We start from the raw sequence: 24,017 nt of genomic DNA, 5'->3' as shown, positions 1-24,017 counted from the left end.
CGGGCGGGGGTGCCGGTCAGGGCAGCGGGCGGGGCGGGCGGGTGCCCGTGTAGTGGCCGCTCGGGCGCATGCGCAGGGGGCGCTCCTGGTACTCCTCCAGCGCGTGCGCGATCCAGCCCGCCGTCCGGGCGACCGCGAAGACCGTCTCGCCGGCCTCGGCGGTCATCCCGCAGGACACCGTCAGCGCCGCCAGCGCCAGGTCCACGTTGGCGTGCAGCCCGTGCCGGGCCATCACCGCCGCCACGTCCCGTGCCGCGCCGAGCGCCGGGGCGGCCTGCGGGAGCCCCTCCAGGTGCCCGAACAGCGCCCGGGCCCTCGGGTCCTCGCCCCGGTACAGCCGGTGGCCGAGGCCGGGCACCCGGCGTCCCGCGCGCAGGTGCTCCGCCACCACGGGCGCGGCCCCGCCCCGCTCCAGCACTTCCTCCAGCATCCGGTGCGCGAGCCGCCCGGCCGCCCCGTGCAGGGGCCCCTCCAGCGCGCCGAGCCCGGCCGAGACCACCGCGTACGGGTGGGCCCGCGCCGAGGCGGCCACCCGTACCGCGAGGGTGGACGCGGCGAGGTCGTGGTCGACCAGCAGGGCCAGCGCCAGGTCCAGGGCGTCGACGGCCGCCGGGTCCGGGTGCTGCCCGGTCAGCCGGGGCCACAGCGCCCGCGCGAGCCGCCCGTCGCCGTCCGGCGCCGGAGCCGGTTCCGCCCCGTCCGCCCCGGGGAGGGCGCCGACCAGCGTCGGGATCAGGCAGCGCGCGGAGCCGAGTACCGCTTCCTCGGACAGGTCGAAGCGCAGCGGGTCCACCACCGCCGCGGCGGCGACCGCGACCCGCAGCCGGTCGAGGGGCCCGCTGTGCTCGGGCAGCGCGGCCACCGCCCGCCGGGCGGCGGCGAGCGCCTCCGGGGGAGCGCTGAACCGGGCCCCGCGCGGCAGGCTCCCCGTCCAGAGCCACTCGGCGACCTCCTCGTACGGGTACCGTGCGGCCAGCCCGACGGCGTCGACGCCGCGGAAGTAGTACCGGTCGTCCTCGATGAGGGTGAGCGAGGTGCGTACGGAGAGCTCCCCGGCGGGCGCCGCGGCCTCCCGTCGGCTGCGCCTGGCCAGGGCCTCCACCTCCCGAGCGTCGAAGGTGCTGCCCCGCCCGACCGCGTCGCGGCGGCTGCCGAGCTGGCCGCGGCTCACGTACGCGTACACGGTCGCGGGCTTCACCCCGAGGAGCTGCGCGGCCTCCCGGGTGGTGAGCCGCCTCTCGTCTTCGCTCATGACGCACAGCCTACATATGTTGATTCAATCAATATTGACATCGATCCAATCAAGGATGGATGGTCAATCCATGAACACCACCGTCGAAGTACCCCGCGGTCTCGCGGGAGTCGTGGTCACCGAAACCCGGCTCGGTGACGTCCGGGGCCGCGAGGGCTTCTACCACTACCGCCAGTACTCGGCCGTCGAGCTCGCCGGGAGCCGCACCTTCGAGGACGTGTGGCACCTGATGTTCCGCGGCGCGCTCCCCGCCGACGCCGCCGAACGGGCCGCCTTCGCCGCCGAGACCGCCCCGCTGCGGCACCTGCCCGCCCAGGTCCGTGACGCGCTCCCCGCCCTCGCCGGCGCCACCGCACTCTCCGGCCCGCTCGCCGGACTGCGCACCGCCCTCTCCCTGCTCGGCGCCTGCTCCGGCTTCCGCCCGGTGTACGACCTCGACCCCGGGCGCCGGGCCGCCGACGCGCTCGCCGCCTGCGCCGCCGTGCCCACCCTGCTCACCGCCCTGCACCGGCTGGGGCGGGGCCTGGAGCCGGTCGAGCCGCGCGACGACCTGCCGTACGCCGCCAACTACCTGTGGATGCTCACCGGCGAGGAGCCCGACCCCGTCAAGGCCCGGGCCGTCGAGCGGTACCTGATCTCCACCGTCGACCACGGCTTCAACGCCTCCACCTTCACCGCCCGCGTCATCGCCTCCACCGGCGCCGACGTCGCCGCCTGCCTGACCGGGGCGATCGGCGCGCTCTCCGGCCCGCTGCACGGCGGGGCGCCCAGCCGGGCCCTGGACACCCTGGACGCCATCGGCACCGTGGACCGCATCGGCCCGTGGATCCGGGAACGGGTCCTGGCCGGGGACCGGATCATGGGCTTCGGGCACCCCGTCTACCGCACCGAGGACCCGCGTTCGCGGATGCTGCGCGACATCGCCCGGCAGTTCGGCGGGCCGCTCGTGGACTTCGCCGTCGAGGTCGAACGGCAGGTGGAGGAGATCCTCGCCGAGCTCAAGCCCGGCCGGGAGCTGCACACCAACGTGGAGTTCTACGCGGGCGTGGTCATGGAGCTGTGCGGGCTGCCGCGGGAGATGTTCACCCCGACCTTCTGCGCCGCCCGCGTGGTGGGCTGGAGCGCGAACGTCCTGGAGCAGGCCGCCGACTCGAAGATCATCCGTCCGGCCGCCCGCTACACCGGCCCCGTCCCGCCCCAGCCCGTCCCCGACGCGGGCTGACTACGATCGTCCGGGTGAACAGCGTCCAGCCCATTCCCGTCGTGGTCCTCGCCGGATTCCTCGGCTCCGGCAAGACCACGGTCCTCAACCACCTCCTCGGCAACCGGGGCGGCACCCGGATCGGGGTCGTCGTCAACGACTTCGGCTCGATCGAGATCGACGCGATGTCGGTGGCCGGACAGGTCGGCGACTCGATGGTCTCCCTCGGAGGGGGCTGCCTGTGCTGCGCCGTCGACGGCAGCGAGCTGGACGCGTACCTGGACAGGCTCGCCGCCCCCGTCCACCGGATCGACGTGATCGTCATCGAGGCCAGCGGGCTCGCCGAGCCCCAGGAGATGGTCAAGATGCTGATCGCCAACGAGAACCCCGCGATCCGCTACGGCGGCCTGGTCCAGGTCGTCGACGCGGCGGAGTTCGACCGGACGAGGGCCGCACACCCGGAGACCGACCGCCACCTGGCCGTCGCCGACCTGGTGGTGCTCAACAAGACCGACCGGGTCGACCCCGCCGAACGCGCCCGGATCGAGCGGGAGATCGCCGCGCTCTGCGCCCCGGGAACGCCCATGGTCGGCGCCGACCACGGGCGGATCGACCCGGAACTGCTCTTCGACCGCCGCCCCTGGACCGAGACCCGGGGCCAGCTGTCCTTCGAGGACCTCATCGCGGAGGCGGAGGAACACGACGGCCACGACGCGCACGCGGACCACGCCCACGCCCGCTACGAGAGCGTCGAGTTCACCTCCGACCAGGCCCTGTCCCCGCGCCGCTTCATCGACTTCCTCGACCGGCGCCCGGCCGGCCTCTACCGGATCAAGGGCTTCGTCTGGTTCGGCGTGCCCGGCCACCGGGAACGGTACGAGGTCCACGCGGTCGGCCGCTTCCTGCGCTTCGCCCCCGGCCCCTGGGGGCGGGGCGAACCCCGCCGCACGCAGCTCGTCCTGATCGGCTCCGGCACCGACGGGCCGGGCCTGCTGCGCGAGCTGGACGCCTGCCGCGAGGAGTTCCCCGAACAGACGCCGCCGGAGAGCATGTGGGGGGTCCTGCGCTACGTGGCGGCGGCGGACCGGGGGGACGACCCCGGGGCGGAGGGCGACACCCCGCCCGGGGAACGGCCGCAGGACATCCCCGCCCAGGACTTCGCCGAGGACGCGGGCGAGGACCCGGGCGCGGTCTAGGCGACCTCGATGCCGAAGTCGCCCAGCAGGGCCTCCAGGCCGCCGCGGTAGCCCTTGCCGCCGACCACGAAGTCCCAGTCCCCGTTCGCCCGCCGCCGGAACGAGCCCAGCACCAGGGCCGTTTCGCCGGCCCGGCCGTCGGAGACCTCCAGCCGGCCCAGCTCCCCGCCCGCCGCGTCCAGCAGCCGGATGCCGGCGTCGGTGAAGCCCGACAGGTCGGCGTCCGGGTTGACCTCGGGGTCCACGGCCGCCACCAGCACCAGCCGGTCGGCCTCCGGGGGCAGGGCGTCGAAGCCCACCTCGACGGCGGCCTTGTCCGGGGCGGCGTGCGGGCGGGAGCGGACCGAGCCGTCCGGGGTGCGCGGGTTGTTGAAGAACACGAAGTGGTCCTCGCTCAGCACCCGGCCGCCCGTGCAGACCAGCGCGCACACGTCGAGCGCCACCGACCCCGACCAGAACATGCCCAGCACGTTGTGGTCGGCGGGGGCCGGAGACGGATCGGCCAGGGTGGGCGTGGCGGCCGCGGCCGCCTCCTCGGAGGTCCGCTGGGCCGGGACGGGGCCGCCGCCCAGGCGCCCCCGCAGCCCGTACCGGTGCAGCAGCTCCACCAGCTCGGCCCCGGGAACCAACTCCAGCGGCTTGCCGTTGGCAAAGGTGTACGACCCGGGCCCGAAGGACGCGGTGGTGACCAGCACCCCCTTGTTCGCCCCCTTGTCCTGGACCGTGCCGTACAGGTCCCGTACCGCCGTCGGCGGCACGGTGTTGCGGTAGCGCTTGACCTGCACCACGATCCGCCCGCCCCGGATCGGGGCCGGGTCCAGCGCCTCGACGTCCACGCCTCCGTCGCCGGACCGCTGCGTGGTCACCGCCTCCATGCCCATCGCCCGGAAGAGCTCCGCGACCAGGTTCTCGAAGGCGATCGGGTCCATCTGGAAGAGGTCGGGCTCGTCCTCGCCGCCCGCGGCGTGCCCGCCGTGGCTGACGACGTCCCCGCCGACCTCGCCCGGCCGGCGGCCCGCCCGGACGGCCGTCAGCTGGTCCGGGCGCGCCGACAGTTGCCCCCGCAGCCCCTCGACCAGGCAGTCCACCGCGCTCACCTGCTCCAGCCGCAGCCCGGAGAAGGCGCCGCGCGCCGCCTGCACGGTGGCCAGTACGAGCTGCGCCTCACGGCCCGTCACCGGATCGTGGTCGTCCACGAACCCGTTGACGACCACCGATTCCAGGGCCCCGAACTCGTCCGCCGCGAACAGCTCGTGCAGCACCAGCAGCAGGCTCTGCGCCAGCAGGTCCCGGTACAGCGCCCGGCGCTGCGTTGCCGGCCTCGCGGTCTCCCGGTCCTGGTCCGTACTAGGCATGTAGCGCACGGACTTCACCTCCGGCACCACCTCGTACCGGGGCAGCTCCCAGTCCAGTACGAGCTGGCGCGACGCGGCGTCGTACGCCGCCGACACCTGCCGGGGCAGCTCCCCGGGCCAGGCCGTGGAGGCGTACAGGGCCGCCGAGAAGTAGTCCACCACCGCGTCGGGTTCCCCGGCGCGCAGGGAGGCGGCCAGATCGGTGAGGCCGCTGTTGTGCCGGCGGATCCCGGCGAGCTGCTCCGCCGCCCACCGGTCGTACTGCTGCCGGTACGCCGCCAGCTGCCGCAGGCGCTCCTGCTCGGCGGCGGTCGCGGCCTGCCAGGCCCGGGTGTACCGGTCGTGGGCCTCCCGCTCCGCCCGGCCGCGCGAGCCGAGGGCCCAGCCGCCGCCCTGCTGGTGGAACTGCGCCAGCTGCGGCATCGGCACCGGCTGCCCGAGGCCGCCGGGGTCGAAGGGCTGGAGCTGCTCGGGCCGCACCAGGGAGGCCATCCGGAACGCCGGCGCCCGGCAGCCTGCGGACAGCAGCTCCTGCAGGGCCGCCACCTGCGCGTCGAGCTGCTCCGTGAGGCGCCGCGCCGCGGCCTCGCGGTGCTGTTTGTACGCGGCCTGCTGCTCGCGCCGGTCCCGGGCGGCCTCGCGCTCGTACGCCCGCTCCCGGCGCTCCGCCTCGCGCATCTGGATCACCTGCGTCTGCTGCTGCTGTCGCTGGGCCTCCGCCCAGACGCCGATCATCCCGCTGGACCGACGACTCATCAGCTCTGCTCCCCCCACCCGCGTGTACCGGGAAAACAGTAGTGGGCGGGCGGGGCGGATGACCCGGGGAACGCATCCGTCCACCCGGTCCACCCGCTCCGCCCGCCCCCGTTCGCGGTTACAGCGCGGCGCCCGCCAGCGTCTCCACGACGGCCGGCAGCGCGGCGCCCGAGCCGTCGCGGCGCGGGTCCGGCTCCGGCAGCGCGGCCGGGGAGCCGTTCGCCGCGGCGGCGCGGACCGGGGCGTTCCCCGCCCAGGCCAGCGTCAGCAGGTCCTCGCCCTTCAGGAACCGCTGGCAGCGCACGCCGCCGGTCGCGCGGCCCTTGCGCGGGTACTGGTCGAACGGGGTCAGCTTGCCGGAGCGCACCGAGTCGTCCAGGGTGCCGTGGGAGCCCGCCACCGTGAACACCAGGGCGTCCCGGGCCGGGTCCACCGCCGAGAAGTGGATCACCTTGGCGTTCTCGGAGAGCTTGATGCCCGCCATGCCGCCCGCCGGGCGGCCCTGCGGACGCACCTGGCCGGCCGGGTAGCGCAGCAGCTGGGCGTCGTCGGTGATGAAGACCAGGTCCTCCTCGCCCGTCCGCAGCTCGACCGCGCCGACGATCCGGTCGCCCTCCTTGAGGGTGATGACCTCCAGCTCGTCCTTGTTCGCCGGGTAGTCGGGCACGACCCGCTTGACCACGCCCTGCTCGGTGCCCAGGGCCAGGCCCTGCGAGGACTCGTCGAGGGAGAGCAGGCAGACCACCGTCTCGTCGGCCTCCAGCCCGGAGAGGAACTCCGAGACCGGGGCGCCGCCCGCCAGGTTCGGCGCGGCGGCCGTGTCCGGCAGCTGCGGCAGGTCGATCACCGCGAGGCGCAGCAGGCGGCCGTACGAGGTCACCGCGCCGACGTCGGCCCGGGCGGTCGCCGCGACCTGCGAGACGATCACGTCGTGCCTGGCGCGGCCGCCGCCCTCCTCGACGGGGAGCGGGCCGGCGTTGGCCGTACGGGCCAGCAGGCCGGTGGAGGAGAGCAGCACCCGGCACGGGTCGTCGGCGACCTCCAGCGGGACGGCCGCGACCGAGGTGCCGGCCGACTCCAGCAGCACCGTGCGCCGCTCGGTGCCGAACTTCTTCGCCACCGCCGCCAGTTCCGCGGAGACCAGCTTGCGCAGCGCCGAGTCCGACTCCAGGATCCCGGTCAGCTCGTCGATCTCGCCGGTCAGCCGGTCGCGCTCGGCCTCCAGCTCGATCCGGTCGAAGCGGGTGAGGCGGCGCAGCGGGGTGTCCAGGATGTACTGGGTCTGGACCTCGCTCAGCGAGAAGCGCTCCATCAGGCGCTCCTTGGCCTGCGCGGAGTTGTCGCTGTCGCGGATGATCCGGATGACCTCGTCGATGTCGAGCAGGGCCACGAGCAGGCCCTCGACCAGGTGCAGCCGGTCGCGGCGCTTGCCCCGGCGGAACTCGCTGCGGCGGCGCACGACCTCGAAGCGGTGGTCGAGGTAGACCTCCAGCAGCTCCTTGAGGCCCATCGTCAGCGGCTGCCCGTCGACCAGCGCGACGTTGTTGATGCCGAAGGACTCCTCCATCGGCGTCAGCTTGTACAGCTGCTCCAGGACGGCCTCGGGGTGGAAGCCGTTCTTGATCTCGATGACCAGGCGCAGGCCGTGCGAGCGGTCGGTGAGGTCCTTGACGTCGGCGATGCCCTGGAGCTTCTTCGAGCCGACCAGGTCCTTGATCTTCGCGATGACCTTCTCGGGACCCACCGTGAAGGGCAGTTCGGTGACGACCAGGCCCTTGCGGCGCGCCGTCACGTCCTCCACGGACACGGTCGCGCGGATCTTGAAGGTGCCGCGGCCGCTCTCGTAGGCGTCCTTGATCCCGGACAGGCCGACGATCCGGCCGCCGGTCGGCAGGTCGGGGCCCGGTACGAAGCGCATCAGCGCCTCCAGGTCCGCCTCCGGGTACCGGATCAGGTGCCGGGCGGCCGCGATGACCTCGCCCAGGTTGTGCGGGGCCATGTTGGTGGCCATGCCTACGGCGATGCCGGAGGCGCCGTTGACGAGGAGGTTCGGGTAGGCCGCCGGCAGGGCGACGGGCTCGCGCTCCTGGCCGTCGTAGTTGGCGGTGAAGTCGACGGTGTCCTCGTCGATCGACTCCGTCATCAGCGACGTGGCGTCGGCCATCTTGCACTCGGTGTAGCGCATCGCGGCCGGCGGGTCGTCGTTGCCGAGGGAGCCGAAGTTGCCGTGGCCGTCGACCAGCGGGAGCCGCATCGAGAAGGGCTGGGCCATGCGCACGAGGGCGTCGTAGATCGACTGGTCGCCGTGCGGGTGGAGCTTGCCCATGACCTCGCCGACGACGCGGGCGCACTTGACGTACCCCCGGTCGGGCCGCAGGCCCATCTCGTTCATCTGGTAGACGATGCGCCGGTGCACCGGCTTCATGCCGTCGCGTGCGTCGGGCAGGGCGCGGGAGTAGATCACCGAGTACGCGTACTCGAGGAAGGAGCCCTGCATTTCGTCGACGACGTCGATGTCGAGGATCTTCTCCTCGAAATCCTCCGGCGGCGGGGTCTTCGTGCTGCGGCGGGCCATCGCTGCGCGGCTCCTTAACCAAGGTTCGGGGTGTACTGGGTGGATCTGGCGTGGTTGACGCGGACCATTGTGGCCCGAGGCACCGACAACGCCGACTCCGACCCCGGGGGTCCCCCGTACGGAGTCGGCGGGAGTGACCCGGGAACTTATCCGGCCGTCGGTGCGCTTGCATACAGTGGCAGGTCTGACAGAAATCTCTGCATCGCGATCGAAGGGACCACATGCCCATGGGTCACACGGCCACAGCTCAGGCCGGCTCCGGCGGCCTGACAGCGACCGAGCACCGGCTGGCCAACGGCCTGCGCGTGGTGCTGTCCGAGGACCACCTCACTCCGGTCGCCGCCGTCTGCCTCTGGTACGACGTCGGCTCGCGCCACGAAGTCAAGGGGCGGACCGGTCTGGCTCACCTCTTCGAGCACCTGATGTTCCAGGGTTCGGCGAGCGTACCGGGCAACGGGCACTTCGAGCTCGTCCAGGGCGCCGGCGGCTCGCTGAACGGCACCACCAGCTTCGAGCGCACCAACTACTTCGAGACGATGCCGGCCCACCAGCTGGAGCTCGCCCTGTGGCTGGAGGCGGACCGCATGGGCTCGCTGCTGGCCGCCCTGGACGACGAGTCCATGGAGAACCAGCGCGACGTCGTCAAGAACGAGCGCCGCCAGCGGTACGACAACGTCCCGTACGGCACCGCGTTCGAGAAGCTGACCGCCCTCGCCTACCCGGAGGGCCACCCGTACCACCACACCCCGATCGGCTCGATGGCCGACCTGGACGCCGCCTCCCTGGAGGACGCGCGCAACTTCTTCCGTACGTACTACGCGCCCAACAACGCCGTCCTGTCGGTCGTGGGCGACATCGACCCGGAGCGCACCCTCGCCTGGGTCGAGAAGTACTTCGGCACCATCCCGGCGCACGACGGCAAGCAGCCGCCGCGCGACGGCTCGCTCCCCGAGGTCATGGGCGGGCAGCTGCGCGAGGAGATCGTCGAGGAGGTCCCGGCGCGCGCGCTGATGGCCGCCTACCGCCTGCCGCACGACGGCACCCGCGAGTGCGACGCCGCCGACGTGGCGCTGACCGTGCTGGGCGGCGGCGAGTCCTCCCGCCTGCACAACCGCCTGGTACGCCGTGACCAGACGGCCGTGGCGGCCGGGTTCGGCATGCTGCGCCTGGCCGGTGCGCCCTCGCTGGGCTGGCTGGACGTCAAGACCTCCAGCGGCGTGGAGGTGCCCGCCATCGAGGCGGCCGTCGACGAGGAGCTCGCGCGGTTCGCCGCCGAGGGCCCGACGACCGAGGAGATGGAGCGCGCGCAGGCGCAGCTGGAGCGCGAGTGGCTGGACCGGCTGAGCACGGTGGCCGGCCGCGCGGACGAACTGTGCCGCTTCGCGGTGCTGTTCGGCGACCCCCAGCTCGCCCTGACCGCCGTCCAGCGGGTGCTGGACGTCACCGCCGAGGAGGTGCAGGCCGTGGCCGCGGCCCGGCTGCGCCCCGACAACCGCGCGGTACTGGTCTACGAGCCGCTGGCCGGCGCCGAGGCCCACGAGACCGAGCAGCACGACGAGAACGAGGGGGCGGAGCAGTGAGCGACACCGCAGCCGTCACGATGACCTTCCACCCGCGGCCGCAGGCCGGCGAGGCGAAGCCGTGGGCCTTCCCGGCCCCGGAGCGCTCCACGCTCCCCAACGGCCTGACCCTGCTGCGCTGCCACCGCCCCGGCCAGCAGGTGGTGGCGGTCGAGGTCAACCTCGCCGCGCCGCTGGACGCCGAGCCCGAGGGTCTCGACGGGGTGGCCACCATCATGGCCCGCGCCCTGTCGGAGGGCACCGACAAGCACTCCGCCGAGGAGTTCGCCGCCGAGCTGGAGCGCTGCGGCGCCACCCTCGACGCGCACGCCGACCACCCGGGTCTGCGGGTCTCCCTGGAGGTTCCGGCCTCCCGGCTGCCCAAGGCGCTCGCCCTGCTCGCCGAGGCCCTGAGCGCGCCCGCCTTCGCCGACGGCGAGGTCGACCGCCTGGTGCGCAACCGGCTCGACGAGATCCCGCACGAGCTGGCCAATCCGCAGCGCCGCGCCGCCAAGGAGCTCTCCAAGGAGCTGTTCCCGGCCACGCTGCGCATGTCCCGCCCGCGCCAGGGCACCGAGGAGACGGTCGCGCGGATCGACTCCGGGGCCGTACGCGCCTTCTACGAGGCCCACGTACGCCCCTCCACCGCCACCGCGGTGGTCGTCGGCGACCTGACCGGCATCGACCTGGACGCCCTGTTGGCGGACACCCTGGGCGCCTGGACCGGCGACACCGCCGCGGCCCGCCCCGTCCAGCCGGTGACGGCCGACGACACGGGCCGCGTGGTCATCGTGGACCGGCCGGGCGCCGTCCAGACGCAGCTGCTGATCGGCCGGATCGGGCCGGACCGGCACGACATCGTCTGGGCCCCGCAGGTGCTCGGCACCTATTGCCTCGGCGGCACCCTCACGTCCCGCCTGGACAAGGTGCTGCGCGAGGAGAAGGGCTACACCTACGGCGTGCGCGCCTTCGGGCAGGTGCTGCGTTCGACCGCCGACGGCAAGGGCGCCTCGATGCTCGCCATCAGCGGCTCGGTGGACACCCCCAACACGGGTCCGGCGCTGGAGGACCTGTGGAAGGTGCTGCGCACCCTCGCCGAGGGCGGACTGACCGACGCCGAGCGGGACGTGGCGGTGCAGAACCTGGTGGGCGTGGCCCCGCTGAAGTTCGAGACGGCCGCCTCCGTCGCCGGCACCCTGGCCGACCAGGTCGAGCAGGAGCTGCCGGACGACTACCAGGCGCGGCTGTACGCGCGGCTCGCCGAAACCGGTACGGCGGAGGCCACTTCGGCGGTCGTGAACGCCTTCCCGGTGGACCGTCTGGTCACCATCCTCGTGGGTGACGCGGCGCAGATCGAGGAGCCCGTCCTGGCCCTCGGCATCGGTGAGGTCACCGTCGTCTCCAACTGAGCGGCGCGAGGCCCGAGACGGGCCGGTGTCCGGCCCGTTTCCAGGGGGCTCCGGTGGAACGCCCACCGGAGCCCCCTTTGTCCGTTTAGTGGTGTGGTTGCAGGTATGCGGTGTGGCGTACGCAACAAAACCGCTCGTCTGTTTGGCGATTGACTGATGATCCGCCTAGCGTCGGCCGTGCTGTTCGTCAGTTTGTAACCGCCGCACCCGCGGCACCGGACAGCGATCGCCGAGTCCCCGTCAGGCGCGAGCCTGGGGAGCCGGGGACCCACATGCGTCCCTGGGGTGAATCGGACCCCCTCGCAAGAGGAGGCCCGTAGGAGACCTTCCTGCTCCGAACCCGTCAGCTAACCCGGTAGGCGAGAGGGAAGGAAAGGATCACCCCCTTCATGGCGTTTGGCAGTCGTGCCGCCGGTTCTGGTAAGCACCGTGGTTCCAGCCGTCTGAGCCGCAAGACCGCCGGCTTCGCCGGCGTCGCCGCCCTCGCCACCACGGGCGTGGTCGGCACCCTGGCCGCTCCGGCCTTCGCGGCGGACAACAGCAGCGCTCCGTCCATGGAGGACACCGGTCAGAACGCGATCGTCGTCGCCGACGGTCTGCAGGACGACATCGAGGTCCAGGCCGCGACGCAGCAGAGCGCCGCCGAGGCCGTGGCCGCGCAGGCCCAGGCCGAGGCCGAGGCGAAGACGCGGGCAGCCGAGGCCAAGCGCGCCGCCGAGGCCAAGGAGAAGGCCGAGCGCGAGGCCGCCGAGAAGGCCGCCAAGGAAGAGGCCCGCAAGCGCCTCAACACCTTCGTCTCCCCGATCGACGGTTCGTACGTCAGCACCCAGTACGGCGCGGGCGGCGGCATGTGGTCCTCCGGCAGCCACACGGGCATCGACTTCCACGCCGACTCCGGCACCTCCGTCCACGCCGTGGGCGCGGGCACCGTCGTCGAGGCCGGCTGGGGCGGCGCCTACGGCAACAACGTCGTGATCCGCCACAACGACGGCACGTACACCCAGTACGGGCACCTGGACTCGCTGAGCGTCTCCGCCGGCGAAACGGTCACCCCGGGCCAGCAGATCGGCCTGTCGGGCTCCACCGGCAACTCCAGCGGCCCGCACCTGCACTTCGAGGCCCGCACCGGCGCCACGTACGGCACGGACATCAACCCGCTGGCCTACCTGCGCAGCCACGGCGTGGGCATCTGACCCGCAGGCACACAGCACGCTTCACCGAAGAAGGCCCCGGCTCACAGAGCCGGGGCCTTCTCCGTATTTCCGCCCCTGTTTCCGGCCTTGTTCGCCGACCCGCTCGGAAATCCGTCGCCTGTTGCCATAGAGTCGCGGAACGGCCACGATAAACCGAACCGAAACCAGCGGAGGTCCGGCCTTGCGTATTCCGGCGCACGCGGTGTGCACAGCGATCCGCGACGATATCGTCTCCGGATTCTTCGGGCCGGGCGGCCGGCTGACCGAGGAGGTGCTGGCCCGCCGCTACGGGGTCTCGCGCGTGCCGGTCCGCGAGGCGCTGCGGACCCTGGAGTCCGAGGGCTTCGTCACCACGCGGCGGCACGCGGGCGCCTGCGTTGCCGAGCCGACCGAGCAGGAGGCCGCCGACCTCCTGGAGCTGCGGACGCTGCTGGAGCCGCTCGCCGCCTCCCGGGCCGCCCGCCGGCGTACCGACGGCCACCTGAAGGTGCTGCGCGGGCTGGTCAGGCTGGGCCGGGAACGGGCCGGGCGGGCCCAGGGGGAGGACCTGCGCGCCCTGGGGAGCTGGTTCCACGAGACGCTGGCCCAGGCCTCGGCCAGCCCGGGGCTGATCGCCCTGCTGACCCAGACCCGGCACAAGATCGCCTGGATGTACGCGGTCGAGGCCCCCGCGCAGCCCGCGGAGTGCTGGGCCGAGCGCGCCGCGATCGTGGACGCCGTCGCGCGCGGGGACGCGGAGCGGGCCAGGGCGCTGACCGCGCTGCACGCGCAGCGGTCGGCCGGGGCGCACCGGCCGCGGGTGAGGAATCCGCAACCTGCCGTAAACACGGCGAGCGCTCCGAATTAACAATTCCCGTATACAACGGAGGGATATCCCGGAACCGTCCGTCCCGGACGCCGGTGGAATTCCCGTCCGTTTTGCGCGACCGCGGCCCGGTCCCCTCACGCCGAATCCGAATTCCAGGATTTCCCGACCGGGTGCACCGACCGGATCCCCGAAGGGGAAAAGCGGAAGCCGCAGCCCCCGGGGTGGTGGGGACTGCGGCTTCCGGTCTACCGGACCCGAAGGGTCAGACGGTCTCGGGGAGCTCCTCGAGGCCCTCGGCGACCAGCTTCGCGAGGCGGTCGAGCGCGGCGTCCGCACCCTCGGCGTCGGAAGCCAGGACGATCTCCTCGCCGCCCTGGGCGCCCAGGCCCAGGACCGCCAGCATCGACGCGGCGTTGACGGGGTCGCCGCCGGCCTTCGCGATGGTCACCGGGACTCCGGAGGCGGTCGTCGCCCGGACGAAGATCGAGGCGGGACGAGCGTGCAGGCCCTCGGCCCAGCCGACGTTGACGCGGCGCTCTGCCATGGTGATGCCCTTCAGGTTCTACGGGTTGTCTAGACCAGTCTCTCACGCCGTCCGGAATGCTCGGACCGACCTTCGGCCCCTGTCCACTGCCGTTCGACCCTCCCCAGCTTGCACCGGTTCGCCCCGGTGCGCCGTCTTCGCCGCGCACGCGCCGGGCGGGCCGCCCACCGCACTCGCACACCTGGCCGGACCGCCCCTTAAGGTGGCCCCATGACCACCGCGTCGGACCCCTCGTACCCGGCCCACTGGGAAGCGGACGTCGTGCTGCGCGACGGCGGCACCGCCCGGATCCGCCCCATCACCACCGAGGACGCGGGCCGCCTGGTCAGCTTCTACGAACAGGTCTCGGACGAGTCGAAGTACTACCGCTTCTTCGCGCCCTACCCCCGTCTCTCGGACCGCGACGTCCGCCGCTTCACGCACCACGACTACGTCGACCGGGTCGGCCTCGCCGCGACCATCGGCGGTGAGTTCATCGGAACGGTCCGCTTCGACCGCATCGGCCCCGACGGACGCCCCGCCTCCGCCCCCGCCGACGAGGCCGAGGTCGCCTTCCTGGTCCAGGACGCCCACCAGGGCCGCGGGGTCGCCTCCGCCCTCCTGGAACACATCGGCGCGGTGGCCCGGGAACGCGGGATCCGCAGGTTCGCGGCCGAGGTGCTGCCCGCCAACACCAAGATGATCAAGGTGTTCACGGACGTCGGCTACCAGCAGAAGCGCAGCTTCGAGGACGGTTCCGTCCACCTCACCCTCGACCTCGAACCCACCGCCGAGTCCCTCGCCGTCCAGCGCGCCCGCGAGCAGCGCGCCGAGGCCCGCTCCGTCCAGCGCCTCCTCGCCCCCGGCTCCGTCGCGGTGATCGGCGCCAGCCGCTCCGGCGCGGGCGTGGGCGCCACCGCCCTGCGCAACCTGCGCGACGGCGGCTTCCGCGGCCACCTCTACGCCGTCAACGAGGCCCGCGCCCCCGGCATGGAGGGCGACCTCCTCGAAGGCGTACGGGCCTACCGCGGCCTCGCCGACATCGGCGCCCCCGTCGACCTCGCCGTGATCGCCGTCCCCGCCGACCGGGTGCCCGACGCCGTGGCCGCCTGCGGCGAGCACGGGGTGCAGGGGCTCGTGGTCCTGTCCGCCGGATACGGCGAGAGCGGCCCCGCCGGGCTCGCCCGCCAGCGCGAACTGGTGCGGCAGGTCCGCTCGTACGGGATGCGGCTCATCGGGCCCAACGCCTTCGGGGTGATCAACACCGCCCCGGAGGTGGAGCTGAACGCCTGCCTCGCCCCGGCCCCCGCCTCCGTCCGCGGCCCGATCGGCCTGTTCACCCAGTCCGGGGCCATCGGCATCGCCCTGCTGTCCGCCCTGCTGCGGCGCGGCGAGGGGCTGTCGTCCTTCGTCTCGGCCGGGAACCGGGCCGACGTCTCCGGCAACGACATCCTCCAGTACTGGTACGAGGACGAGGCCACCGAAGTCGCCCTGATGTACCTGGAAACCCTCGGCAACCCGCGCAAGTTCACCCGCCTCGCCCGCCGCACCGCCGCCGCCAAGCCCGTCGTCGTCGCCCTCGGCGGCCGCCACACCCCCGCCGGACACGTCGTCCCCGGCACCCGGCTCCCCGAGGCCACCGTCTCCGAGCTGCTCCGCCAGGCCGGCGTCATCCGCGTCGACACCGTCACCGAGCTGGTCGACGTCGGCCTGCTGCTGGCCGGGCAGCCGCTGCCGGCCGGGCCCAGGGTGGCCATCCTCGGCAACTCCGAGTCCCTCGGCGTCCTCACCTACGACGCCTGCCTGACCGAGGGACTGCGGCCACTGCCCCCGCTCGACCTGACGACCGCCGCCGGCCCCGCCGACTTCCGGGCCGCCCTGCGCGCCGCGCTCGCCTCCGACGACTGCGACGCCGTCGTCGTCACCGCCATCCCGTCCGTGAGCGACCGCCGGCTCGCCGACGACCTCGCGCAGGCGCTGCGGGAGGCCGTCGCCGAGGTCCCCGGCAAGCCCGTCGCCGTGGTCCACGTGGAACTCGGCGACCTCGTCGAAGCCCTGGCCGCCGCGGCCGGCGACACGCCCCCCGCCTCGCCCCCGCCGCCCGCCGAGGTCCCCGGCGGCGGCGCCCCGCACCCCCTGGACGGGGCCGGCCGGATCCCCGCCTACCCGGCCGCCGAGCGCGCCGTGAAGGCCGTCGCCGAAGCCGTGCGGTACGCCCGGTGGCGCCGGGACAACGCCGAGACCGGACAGGTCCCCGAGTACGAGGACATCGACGAGGCGGGTGCCGCCGCCCGGCTCGCCACCCTGCTCGCGGGAGTCGAGGAGGGGGCCGCGCTGACCCTGGACGAGGCCGACGCCCGCGAACTGCTGGCCCGCTACGGGATCCGGGTGCTGCCCACCCTCCCCGCCCCCGGCCCCGACGCCGCCGTCCGCGCCGCCCGGGTCCTGGGCTACCCGGTCGCCCTCAAGACCACCGCCCCGCACCTGCGCCACCGCGCCGACCTGGGCGGCGTACGCCTCGACCTCACCACCGAGGCCGAGCTCAGGCGCTCGTACGAGGAGCTCACCGAAGCCTTCGGCAAGCCGGCCGAGCTGCAGCCCGTGGTGCAGGCCATGGCCCCGCGCGGAGTGGACACCGTCGTCCGCGCCACCGTCGACCCCGCCGCCGGAGCCGTCCTCTCCTTCGGCCTCGCCGGGGTCCCCTCCGAGCTGCTCGGCGACACCGCCCACGGCCTGGTCCCGGCCACCGACCGGGACACCGCCGCCCTGATCCGCTCCATCCGCGCCGCCCCGCTGCTCTTCGGCTGGCGCGGCAGCGACCCCGTCGACACCCCCGCCCTGGAGGAGCTGCTGCTGCGGCTGTCCCGCCTGCTGGACGACCACCCGGAAGTGACCGGGATCTCGCTGGAGCCGGTCGTCGTCGCCACCGAGGGCCTCTCCGTCCTCAGCGCCACCGTCCGGGTGGCCCACCCGCCCGCCCGGACCGACCTCGGCCCGCGCACGCTGCCGAGCTACTGAGCGCACGGCAGGCAGGGGGAGCCCGTACGGGCCTTAGGATGGACCTCATGGCGAAATCCGGTACGACGACCCAGGGACTGCGCGCGGCCATCGAGCGCAGCGGCTACTACCCGGCCCTCGTGGCCGAGGCGGTGGAGGCCGCGGTGGGCGGCGAGCCGATCTCGTCGTACCTGGTCCACCAGGAGACCACCTTCGACTCCAACGAGGTGCGCCGGCACGTCACCGTGCTGGTCCTGACCGGAAACCGGTTCATCGTCAGCCACACCGACGAGCAGGCCGCCGACGCCGGGTCGCCGTCCCCGTACGCGACCACCTCCACCGAGTCGGTGAAGCTCTCCAGCATCTCCTCCGTGGTGCTCAGCCGCGTCGTCGCCAACCCGGAGTCGTACACGCCCGGCCAGCTGCCCCGCGAGGTCGTCCTGACCATCGGCTGGGGAGCGGTCTCGCGCATCGACCTGGAGCCCGCCGCCTGCGGCGACCAGAACTGCGACGCCGACCACGGCTACACCGGCAACTCCACCGCCGACGACCTGAGCCTGCGCGTCAGCGAGGCCGGCGACGGCCCCGAGACGGTGCGCCAGGCGCTGGTCTTCGCGCAGGCGCTCAGCGAGGCGACGGCGGCAACCTCCGGTCCCGCCCGCTGATGTCCTACTCCGTACCGTCGAACTGGCAGGACGAGCCGGAACCGCTCGACCTCGCGGGCGCCCCGGTCCCGCAGTACGGCTCCGGCTCCCTCGCCGACCTGCTGCCGACCCTCGCGGCCGGCCAGGGCGTACCCGGCCTCACCGCCGGGATCACCGAGCTGGCGCCGGCCGACCGGAACTGCGTGTTCCTGGTCGACGGCATGGGCTGGGAGCAGATCAAGGCCCACCCGGACGAGGCCCCGTTCCTCACCTCCCTCCTCGCGAGCTCGCGAGGAGGCACCGGCCTGCCGATCACCTCCGGCTTCCCGGCGACCACGGCCACCTCCCTCGCCTCCGTCGGCACCGGCCTGCCCCCCGCCCGGCACGGCCTGCCCGGCTACGCCGTGCGCAACCCGGCCTCCGGCGAGCTGATGAACCAGCTCCGCTGGCACCCGTGGACCCCGCCGAAGCCCTGGCAGCCGTACCCGACGGTGTTCCAGCTCGCCGACGCCGCCGGGGTGCACACCGCGCAGGTGTCCGCGCCGAACTTCCAGACCACCCCGCTCACCAAGATCGCGCTCAGCGGCGGCACCTTCCACGGCCGGATGACCGGCGAGGAGCGGATGGACCTCGCGGCGATCCAGCTCGCGGGCGGCGAACGCTCCCTCGTGTACACGTACTTCAGCGAACTCGACGGCGCCGGCCACCGGCACGGCGTGGACTCCGACGCCTGGCGCGGCCAGCTCATGTACGTCGACCGGCTCGTGCAGCGCCTCGCGGAGCAGCTGCCGCCGCGCACCGCCCTGTACGTCACCTCCGACCACGGCATGGTCGACGTGCCCTTCGACGAGGACTCCCGGATCGACTTCGACGAGGACTGGGAGCTGGGCGCGGGCGTGGCCCTGCTCGGCGGCGAGGGCCGGGCCCGGCACGTCTACGCGGTGCCGGGTGCCGAGGCCGACGTGCTGACCGTGTGGCGCGAGGTGCTCGGCGACCGGTTCTGGGTCGCGAGCCGCGAAGAGGCCCTGGCGCTGGGCTGGTTCGGGACGCCGGGGGAGTGCGACGAGCGGGTCCTCGGGCGGATCGGCGACGTGATCGCCGCGGCCCAGGCCGACGTCGCGATCACCGCTTCCCGCAACGAGCCCAACGAGTCGGCGCTCACCGGGATGCACGGCTCGATGACCGCGGCCGAGCAGCTGGTCCCGCTGCTCGAAATCCGCACCTGACCGCCCCCGCTCCCGCCCCGCCCCTCTCCTCCCACCCTGACCCGAAAGGTCCCGTACCTCCCATGCCCGAGCTGGTGTTCTTCTCCGGAACGATGGACTGCGGAAAGAGCACGCTGGCTCTGCAAATCGACCACAACCGTTCCGCGCGCGGCCTCCAGGGCGTGATCTTCACGCGCGACGACCGGGCCGGCGAGGGCAAGATCTCCTCGCGCCTCGGCCTGGTCACGGAGGCCGTCGAGGCGGGGGAGGGCATGGACCTGTACGCGTACCTGGTCGACCGGCTCTCCAAGGGCGGCAAGGCGGACTACGTCATCGTCGACGAGGCGCAGTTCCTGGCGCCCGAGCAGATCGACCAGCTGGCCCGGACCGTGGACGACCTCGGCCTGGACGTGTTCGCCTTCGGCATCACCACGGACTTCCGCACGAAGCTGTTCCCCGGCTCCCAGCGCCTCATCGAGCTGGCGGACCGCCTGGAGCAGCTCCAGGTCGAGGCCCTGTGCTGGTGCGGCGCCCGCGCCACCCACAACGCCCGTACGGTGGGCGGGCAGATGGTGGTCGAGGGAGCGCAGGTCGTGGTCGGCGACGTGAACCGCCCGGCGGAGGAGATCGGCTACGAGGTCCTGTGCCGCCGTCACCACCGCCGCCTGATGACCTCCGCCTCCGCCCGCGCGGGCAGCCTCTCCCCGGACGTCCTCCCGGTCAACAACGCCTAGCTCGGCCCCTCAGAAGCGGCCCGGCGCCGTCGGGCCGACGATGCTGAACGTGGCGCCGTCGCGGTCTCGCAGGGTGCGCTCGTGGGGGAAGGTTCCGGAGTCCGCCGCGGGGACGGTGCTGCCGCCGAGGGCGGTGGCGGCCTCCGCGGCGGCGTCGAGGTCGGGGACCCGGAAGTGGGCGCGCCAGCGGGGCCTGAGGTGCGGGTCGGGGGCCTCCGCGAGGGTGCCGCCGTGCAGGCGGGCCACGGTCCGGCCCGCGCGGCGGAGCAGGATGCGGTCGTCCTCCTCCACGTAGGCGACCTCGCAGCAGCCCGCGTGGTCGCAGGCCCACTCCAGGACCTCGCCGTAGAAGATGGCCGCGTCGAAGGCGTTCCGGGTGTGCAGCTCCAGCCAGGCCGGCGCCGCCTCGCCGCCCATGCCCCAGTCCGGGATGGCCTCGCCCTGCCAGATCCCGAAGACCGCGCCGTCCCGGTCGGAGGCGAGCGCGGCCCGGCCGGTGCCGAAGGACAGGGGGCCGACGGCGACGGTCCCGCTGCGCTCCCGGATGCGTGCGGCGGTGACGTCGGCGTCGTCCACGGCGAAGTACGGGGTCCAGGCGACGGGGATGCTGAGCGTCGGGGGCAGCGCGCCGATCCCGGCCACCGGGACCCCGGAGGCGAAGCCGACGGCGAAGGCCTCGCCGAGGTGGGCGGGGCCGAACTCCCATCCGAGGACCGCGCTGTAGAACTCCTTCGCCGCGTCGAGGTCGCGGGCCATGAGGCTGACCCAACAGGGTGCGCCGAACGTTTCGTGACTCGATGTCGACACGGTGAACCCCATCCGCCGGTGCGCCCCCGGGAGCCCTTCCACAGTACTCGTGGGCGGCTCCCCGGGGCGTCTGCGTAGCCGCGTGGGCGCGGTCCGTCAGGTGCGGAAACGCCCGGCCCATCCTCGTACCGGCGCGGGGCGCACCCGGCGGTGACACGCCGCGATCAGTGCGCCGGGCCCGCGATGGCGGCGAGGGCGGCGACGTGCCTCCGGTAGCGGTCCAGGCCCTCCCCGGTCAGCAGGAGCCAGGTCCGGGGCATGCGCCCGACGCGCCCCTTCTCGACCGTCACCCAGCCGGCTTCCTCCAGGCGCGCGACCTGCTTCGACAGCGCGGAGTCGGTGATCTCCACGAGGTCCCGCACGTAGCCGAACTCGGCCTTCTCCACGGGTGCGAGGGCCGCCACGATCGACAGGCGCACGGCCGAGGAGAGCAGCGGGGCGAGCGCGTGGCGCGGGTGCGGGGTCCGGTCGGCCGGGGCTCCGGGGGAGGGCGTCATGCCGCGCGGCCCTCCCGCCAGGCCGCGGCGGCGGGCGGCAGCGCGCACAGCAGGGCGGCGCCGGCCACGAAGGCGGTGCTGTCCGCGAGGACGGTGAGGCCCAGCGCGAGGGACAGCACGTAGGCGGCGGCCCAGGCACCGATGGCGCGGAGGTAGCGGCGGGCGTGGCCCCGGGGCGTCACGGGCTGCCGCACGGCGAACGCGGACAGTGCCATCACCACGACCGCGTTCGCCAGCGTGCTGACGAGCGTGCCGGTGCGCCCGTGCCACAGCAGCACGGTGGGGACGAGGACGAGCTGCCATCCGGCGAAGGCCCACAGGCAGCCGGTCGGCCGTCGGCTCCGCTGTCGTGCGCCCGCCTCGATCCGCGCGATGCCCTTCAACGCCGCTGCGGCGGCGGTCCGTTCGCTCATGGTGGTCCCCCGTGTGACGGCCGGGCGGCTCCGTGTGCCATTGCCCGGCAAGTACTTGCCACTTTAGCAAGTACTTGCCGGGGATCGGGTCCGCGACCGCGGGACGGCGTCAGGACTCCGGTGCGAGGCCGTCCGCGACCAGGCCGGCCAGGACCGCCTGGCCCAGGGCCTGGACGGCGGACTGGGGGCGGACCATCACCGTGAACTCCTTCACCCGGCCCGCCCCGTCGAACTGGAGCTGGTCGATGCCGTGGATCTGCTTGCCCGCCACCAGCGCGCGGAAGGGCAGGATCACGGTCGGGGCCTCCTCGCCGCCCGAGGTGGTCTCGGCGCCGCCGTCCAGCCGGCCGAGGTAGCGGAGGTCCTCGAAGGTGCGCAGCAGGACGCCGAAGAGGCCCAGGACGGCGGCCTTGCCCTCGAACGGCCTGAACTTCACCGGGCTGTACAGCCGGATGTCGTCCGTGAACAGGTCGTCCAGCGCGGCGAGATCCCCCTTCTCCACGGCGGCGCGGAAGCGTTCGGCGGTCCCCGCGGTGTCCACGGTCCCCATGTGGCCCCTCCTCCTGTCGGTAATGCCGGTCGATTACTCAAGAATGCGAGTAGTCATGTTTTTGAGTATGGTGCCGGTGCGGGCACCGAAAGGGAAGAGGGAGCGGTCATGGCCTTGCGGCACGCGGTACTGGCGGCACTGCTCGACGGCGAGTACAGCGGCTACCAGCTGGCGAAGGCCTTCGACATCAGCGTCGCGAACTTCTGGCACGCCTCGCCCCAGCAGCTCTACGCCGAACTGGCGCGGCTGGAGGCGGACGGGCTGGTCGCCGGCCGGGAGGTGGTGCAGGAGTCCCGGCCCAACAAGCGGCTGTTCCGGGTCACCGGCACCGGCCGCGCCGAACTGGAGCGGTTCGCCGGGGCGGCGTCCAAGCCCTCCTCGATCCGCGACGACCTCCTCGTGAAGGTCCAGAGCGCCGACCGCATCGGCACGGCCCGGGTCGTCGAGCAGCTCCTGGAGCGGGCGGCCGCCGCCGAGGCCAAGCTGGAGCTGCTCCACAAGCTGCTGCGCGGCATGCGCGGCGAGCTGGACGAGGACGAGTTCCTGCTGCGCGGCGAACGGATCGGCGGCTACCTGACCTGCCTGCGCGGGGTGGCCTTCGAGGAGGGCCACCGGGACTGGTGCCTGCGCGCCGCCGACGTGCTGGGGAAGAGGGAGGGGACCACCCGTGCGGAAGACTGAGTACCTGCGTTACGTCGCCCTGGGCGACAGCCAGACCGAGGGGCTGGGGGACGGCGACGACACGGTGGGCCTGCGGGGCTTCGCCGACCGCCTCGCCGGTCACCTCGCGGCCGCCTCCCCCGGGCTGCGGTACGCCAACCTCGCGGTCCGGGGCCGGCTCGCCGGACAGGTCCGCGCCGGACAGCTCGGGCCCGCCCTGGAGCTGCGGCCGGACGTCGCGACCGTCGTCGCCGGGGTCAACGACCTGCTCCGGCCGCGCTTCGACGCCGCCGAGGTGGCCGGGGAGCTGGAGGAGGTGTTCGCGGCGCTGACCGGCGCCGGGGCCAGGGTGGCCACCGTGACCTTCCCCGACGTGGCCCGCATCGCGCCCCTGGCCCGGCCGCTGAGCCCCCGCGTGAGCGAGCTCAACAACCACATCCGGGCCGCCGCCGCCCGCCACGGGGTGGTGGTCGCGGAGACCGGCCTGGAGGCCGCGGCCACCGACCCGCGGATGTGGGCGACCGACCGGCTGCACGCCAGCCCCCTCGGCCACGCCCGGATCGCCGCCGCCCTGGCCGAAGCCCTGGAGCTGCCCGGCAGCGGCGGTGCCTGGCGGGAGCCGCTGCCGCCCGGGCCGCCCCGCGCGCTCGTCGGGACCGTCGCCGCCGAGGCGGCCTGGCTGGCCGGGTTCCTCGGCCCCTGGCTCGGCCGCCGGCTGCGCGGCACCTCCTCCGGCGACGGCCGCACCGCGAAGCGCCCGCAGCTGCTGCCCGTCCAGGCCACCCTTCGAGGCCGCCCCTAGTTCACCGACGGCGTCCGCACCAGGGCGAAGACCGCCCCCTCCGGGTCCGCGACCACGGCCAGCCGGCCCGTGATGCGCTCCCGGGGCGGGGTGACGACCCTGCCGCCCAGGCCGGTCACCCGGGCGGCGGCCGCGTCGGGGTCCGCCACCTCGAAGTACGTCATCCAGTGCGGCCCCCGGTCGTGCGGCAGCGACCGGCCGACCCCGTGCACGGCGGCGACCGGTCGGCCGCCCAGGCGCAGCGTCAGGTAGTCGAAGTCGGACGGGACGGCCGGGTGCCGCTCGGCCTCGTGGCCGAACACGTGCTCGTAGAACTTGCCGACCGTCGAGGACTCCTGGGTGAGCAGCTCGTTCCACACCGGGGTGCCCTCCGCCCCCGCCCGGCGGGCCGCGGGGTGCCCGTCGCTCTGCCAGATCCCGAAGATCGCGCCCATCGGGTCGGAGCAGATCGCCATCCGCCCCGCCGCGCCCGCGTCGAGCGGGCCCACCGCGACCGTGCCGCCGCAGGACCGGATGGACTCGGCGGTGCAGTCGGCGTCGTCCGTGGCGAAGTACGTGGTCCACGCCACCGGAAGGTGGCGGTCCGGCGGCATCTCGCCGATCCCGGCGACCTCCTGACCGTCGAGGAAGGCCCGGACGCTCGGGCCGAACTGGGTGGGGCCGGGCTCGTACTCCCAGCCGAAGAGGTCGGCGTAGAAGTCCTCCGTGCTCCCGAGGCCGTGCACCATCAGGCTCACCCAGCACGGTGTGCCGGGCGTGCGCCGCGAAGTCCCCGATGCCTCCGTCATGTCAGCCGTCTCCCGCCGTCGTGTCCCTGTTCCCCGCAGATGCTTGCACTCCGCGGCACCCCGCGCGTCCCGACCGGCCGCGCGACCGGGGCG

At 73.9% G+C, this 24,017-nt stretch carries 21 protein-coding genes and 1 riboswitch; of the genes, 12 read left to right on the top strand and 9 right to left on the bottom strand.

From position 1 onward, the window contains the following. Positions 1 to 16: 16 nt before the first annotated feature. Positions 17 to 1,252, bottom strand: a complete 1,236-nt coding sequence (locus OG553_RS07445) for a citrate synthase (protein ID WP_405978234.1) — start codon at positions 1,250 to 1,252, stop codon at positions 17 to 19. Positions 1,253 to 1,307: 55 nt separating this feature from the next. Between OG553_RS07445 and OG553_RS07440 the strand changes: the two genes are divergently transcribed. After that, the gene (locus tag OG553_RS07440; protein ID WP_405978233.1) at positions 1,308 to 2,474 is read left to right on the top strand and encodes a citrate synthase/methylcitrate synthase; all 1,167 of its coding nucleotides are present in this window, start codon (positions 1,308 to 1,310) and stop codon (positions 2,472 to 2,474) included. 14 nt (positions 2,475 to 2,488) lie between these two features. Beyond that, a complete protein-coding gene (locus tag OG553_RS07435) occupies positions 2,489 to 3,649 on the top strand; it encodes a CobW family GTP-binding protein (RefSeq protein WP_405978232.1) in 1,161 nt (386 codons plus the stop codon). Here the strand turns inward: OG553_RS07435 and OG553_RS07430 are convergent. Further along, on the bottom strand, positions 3,646 to 5,760 hold the full coding sequence (locus OG553_RS07430) for a restriction endonuclease (RefSeq protein WP_405978231.1): 2,115 nt from the start codon (positions 5,758 to 5,760) through the stop codon (positions 3,646 to 3,648). The two genes, OG553_RS07435 and OG553_RS07430, sit on opposite strands and share 4 nt — an antisense overlap. 118 nt (positions 5,761 to 5,878) lie before the next feature. Further along, on the bottom strand, positions 5,879 to 8,335 hold the full coding sequence (locus OG553_RS07425) for a DNA topoisomerase (ATP-hydrolyzing) subunit A (RefSeq protein ID WP_405978230.1): 2,457 nt from the start codon (positions 8,333 to 8,335) through the stop codon (positions 5,879 to 5,881). A gap of 227 nt (positions 8,336 to 8,562) precedes the next feature. On the opposite strand from OG553_RS07425, the gene OG553_RS07420 reads away from it, so the two are divergent. The 4 genes from OG553_RS07420 (at position 8,563) to OG553_RS07405 (ending at position 13,343) form a co-directional block, all read left to right on the top strand. Further along, positions 8,563 to 9,915, top strand: a complete 1,353-nt coding sequence (locus tag OG553_RS07420; RefSeq protein WP_405978229.1) for a M16 family metallopeptidase — start codon at positions 8,563 to 8,565, stop codon at positions 9,913 to 9,915. A gap of 20 nt (positions 9,916 to 9,935) precedes the next feature. Then, entirely contained in the window at positions 9,936 to 11,303 is a 1,368-nt protein-coding gene (locus tag OG553_RS07415) for a M16 family metallopeptidase (RefSeq protein WP_405982982.1), read from the top strand. Between the two features lie 217 nt (positions 11,304 to 11,520). Continuing rightward, positions 11,521 to 11,680, top strand: a riboswitch (cyclic di-AMP (ydaO/yuaA leader). A 12-nt stretch (positions 11,681 to 11,692) separates the two neighbouring features. After that, positions 11,693 to 12,496 carry a M23 family metallopeptidase gene (locus OG553_RS07410; RefSeq protein ID WP_405978228.1) on the top strand — a complete coding sequence of 268 codons (804 nt, stop codon included), beginning with the start codon at positions 11,693 to 11,695 and terminating at the stop codon, positions 12,494 to 12,496. A gap of 181 nt (positions 12,497 to 12,677) precedes the next feature. After that, a complete protein-coding gene (locus tag OG553_RS07405; protein WP_405978227.1) occupies positions 12,678 to 13,343 on the top strand; it encodes a GntR family transcriptional regulator in 666 nt (221 codons plus the stop codon). A 223-nt stretch (positions 13,344 to 13,566) separates the two neighbouring features. Here the strand turns inward: OG553_RS07405 and OG553_RS07400 are convergent, their stop codons facing one another. Then, a complete protein-coding gene (locus OG553_RS07400) occupies positions 13,567 to 13,848 on the bottom strand; it encodes an HPr family phosphocarrier protein (RefSeq protein ID WP_007267025.1) in 282 nt (93 codons plus the stop codon). Between the two features lie 210 nt (positions 13,849 to 14,058). Between OG553_RS07400 and OG553_RS07395 the strand changes: the two genes are divergently transcribed. The 4 genes from OG553_RS07395 to OG553_RS07380 all read left to right on the top strand — a co-directional run bounded on the left by OG553_RS07395 (position 14,059) and on the right by OG553_RS07380 (position 19,407). Further along, the gene (locus tag OG553_RS07395; protein ID WP_405978226.1) at positions 14,059 to 16,845 is read left to right on the top strand and encodes a GNAT family N-acetyltransferase; all 2,787 of its coding nucleotides are present in this window, start codon (positions 14,059 to 14,061) and stop codon (positions 16,843 to 16,845) included. 47 nt (positions 16,846 to 16,892) lie between these two features. Continuing rightward, positions 16,893 to 17,489: a DUF5998 family protein gene (locus OG553_RS07390; protein ID WP_405978225.1), complete on the top strand. Its 597-nt coding sequence runs from the start codon at positions 16,893 to 16,895 to the stop codon at positions 17,487 to 17,489. Beyond that, entirely contained in the window at positions 17,489 to 18,694 is a 1,206-nt protein-coding gene (locus OG553_RS07385; RefSeq protein ID WP_405978224.1) for an alkaline phosphatase family protein, read from the top strand. Before OG553_RS07390 ends, OG553_RS07385 begins: the two co-directional genes overlap by 1 nt. A 62-nt stretch (positions 18,695 to 18,756) precedes the next feature. Then, on the top strand, positions 18,757 to 19,407 hold the full coding sequence (locus OG553_RS07380; protein WP_405978223.1) for a thymidine kinase: 651 nt from the start codon (positions 18,757 to 18,759) through the stop codon (positions 19,405 to 19,407). 9 nt (positions 19,408 to 19,416) lie between these two features. On the opposite strand, the gene OG553_RS07375 is transcribed toward OG553_RS07380, so the two are convergent. The 4 genes from OG553_RS07375 to OG553_RS07360 form a co-directional block, all read right to left on the bottom strand. Beyond that, positions 19,417 to 20,163 (bottom strand): VOC family protein, encoded by a 747-nt coding sequence (locus OG553_RS07375; protein ID WP_405978222.1) that lies wholly within the window; start codon positions 20,161 to 20,163, stop codon positions 19,417 to 19,419. 215 nt (positions 20,164 to 20,378) lie between these two features. Then, a complete protein-coding gene (locus tag OG553_RS07370) occupies positions 20,379 to 20,711 on the bottom strand; it encodes a winged helix-turn-helix domain-containing protein (protein ID WP_405978221.1) in 333 nt (110 codons plus the stop codon). After that, entirely contained in the window at positions 20,708 to 21,124 is a 417-nt protein-coding gene (locus tag OG553_RS07365; RefSeq protein ID WP_405978220.1) for a hypothetical protein, read from the bottom strand. The genes OG553_RS07370 and OG553_RS07365 overlap by 4 nt, the downstream gene beginning before the upstream one ends. 109 nt (positions 21,125 to 21,233) lie before the next feature. After that, positions 21,234 to 21,674, bottom strand: a complete 441-nt coding sequence (locus OG553_RS07360; protein ID WP_405978219.1) for a nuclear transport factor 2 family protein — start codon at positions 21,672 to 21,674, stop codon at positions 21,234 to 21,236. 108 nt (positions 21,675 to 21,782) lie between these two features. Between OG553_RS07360 and OG553_RS07355 the strand changes: the two genes are divergently transcribed. Further along, complete coding sequence (locus OG553_RS07355) at positions 21,783 to 22,355, top strand: PadR family transcriptional regulator (protein ID WP_405978218.1); 573 nt, start codon at positions 21,783 to 21,785, stop codon at positions 22,353 to 22,355. Then, complete coding sequence (locus tag OG553_RS07350) at positions 22,342 to 23,136, top strand: SGNH/GDSL hydrolase family protein (RefSeq protein ID WP_405978217.1); 795 nt, start codon at positions 22,342 to 22,344, stop codon at positions 23,134 to 23,136. The genes OG553_RS07355 and OG553_RS07350 overlap by 14 nt, the downstream gene beginning before the upstream one ends. On the opposite strand, the gene OG553_RS07345 is transcribed toward OG553_RS07350, so the two are convergent. Next, complete coding sequence (locus OG553_RS07345) at positions 23,133 to 23,924, bottom strand: VOC family protein (protein WP_405978216.1); 792 nt, start codon at positions 23,922 to 23,924, stop codon at positions 23,133 to 23,135. The two genes, OG553_RS07350 and OG553_RS07345, sit on opposite strands and share 4 nt — an antisense overlap. Between the last annotated feature and the right edge of the window lie 93 nt (positions 23,925 to 24,017).

Origin of the sequence: Streptomyces sp. NBC_00158 (genome assembly GCF_045160885.1) — a bacterium.
Lineage (GTDB): Bacteria > Actinomycetota > Actinomycetes > Streptomycetales > Streptomycetaceae > Streptomyces.
Note: the sequence above shows the minus strand (reverse complement) of the source record. Positions and strands in the feature narration are given on the sequence as shown.

Bases quoted from the DNA above. Each gene is read 5' to 3' on its own strand.
- OG553_RS07345 (WP_405978216.1), bottom strand. From the start codon at position 23,924: ATGACGGAGGCATCGGGGACTTCGCGGCGCACGCCCGGCACACCGTGC.
- OG553_RS07400 (WP_007267025.1), bottom strand. From the start codon at position 13,848: ATGGCAGAGCGCCGCGTCAACGTCGGCTGGGCCGAGGGCCTGCACGCT.
- OG553_RS07415 (WP_405982982.1), top strand. From the start codon at position 9,936: ATGACCTTCCACCCGCGGCCGCAGGCCGGCGAGGCGAAGCCGTGGGCC.
- OG553_RS07390 (WP_405978225.1), top strand. From the start codon at position 16,893: ATGGCGAAATCCGGTACGACGACCCAGGGACTGCGCGCGGCCATCGAG.
- OG553_RS07360 (WP_405978219.1), bottom strand. From the start codon at position 21,674: ATGGGGACCGTGGACACCGCGGGGACCGCCGAACGCTTCCGCGCCGCC.
- OG553_RS07375 (WP_405978222.1), bottom strand. From the start codon at position 20,163: ATGGCCCGCGACCTCGACGCGGCGAAGGAGTTCTACAGCGCGGTCCTC.
- OG553_RS07440 (WP_405978233.1), top strand. From the start codon at position 1,308: ATGGATGGTCAATCCATGAACACCACCGTCGAAGTACCCCGCGGTCTC.
- OG553_RS07445 (WP_405978234.1), bottom strand. From the start codon at position 1,252: ATGAGCGAAGACGAGAGGCGGCTCACCACCCGGGAGGCCGCGCAGCTC.
- OG553_RS07425 (WP_405978230.1), bottom strand. From the start codon at position 8,335: ATGGCCCGCCGCAGCACGAAGACCCCGCCGCCGGAGGATTTCGAGGAG.
- OG553_RS07380 (WP_405978223.1), top strand. From the start codon at position 18,757: ATGCCCGAGCTGGTGTTCTTCTCCGGAACGATGGACTGCGGAAAGAGC.
- OG553_RS07395 (WP_405978226.1), top strand. From the start codon at position 14,059: ATGACCACCGCGTCGGACCCCTCGTACCCGGCCCACTGGGAAGCGGAC.
- OG553_RS07355 (WP_405978218.1), top strand. From the start codon at position 21,783: ATGGCCTTGCGGCACGCGGTACTGGCGGCACTGCTCGACGGCGAGTAC.
- OG553_RS07385 (WP_405978224.1), top strand. From the start codon at position 17,489: ATGTCCTACTCCGTACCGTCGAACTGGCAGGACGAGCCGGAACCGCTC.
- OG553_RS07420 (WP_405978229.1), top strand. From the start codon at position 8,563: ATGGGTCACACGGCCACAGCTCAGGCCGGCTCCGGCGGCCTGACAGCG.
- OG553_RS07365 (WP_405978220.1), bottom strand. From the start codon at position 21,124: ATGAGCGAACGGACCGCCGCCGCAGCGGCGTTGAAGGGCATCGCGCGG.
- OG553_RS07370 (WP_405978221.1), bottom strand. From the start codon at position 20,711: ATGACGCCCTCCCCCGGAGCCCCGGCCGACCGGACCCCGCACCCGCGC.
- OG553_RS07410 (WP_405978228.1), top strand. From the start codon at position 11,693: ATGGCGTTTGGCAGTCGTGCCGCCGGTTCTGGTAAGCACCGTGGTTCC.
- OG553_RS07430 (WP_405978231.1), bottom strand. From the start codon at position 5,760: ATGAGTCGTCGGTCCAGCGGGATGATCGGCGTCTGGGCGGAGGCCCAG.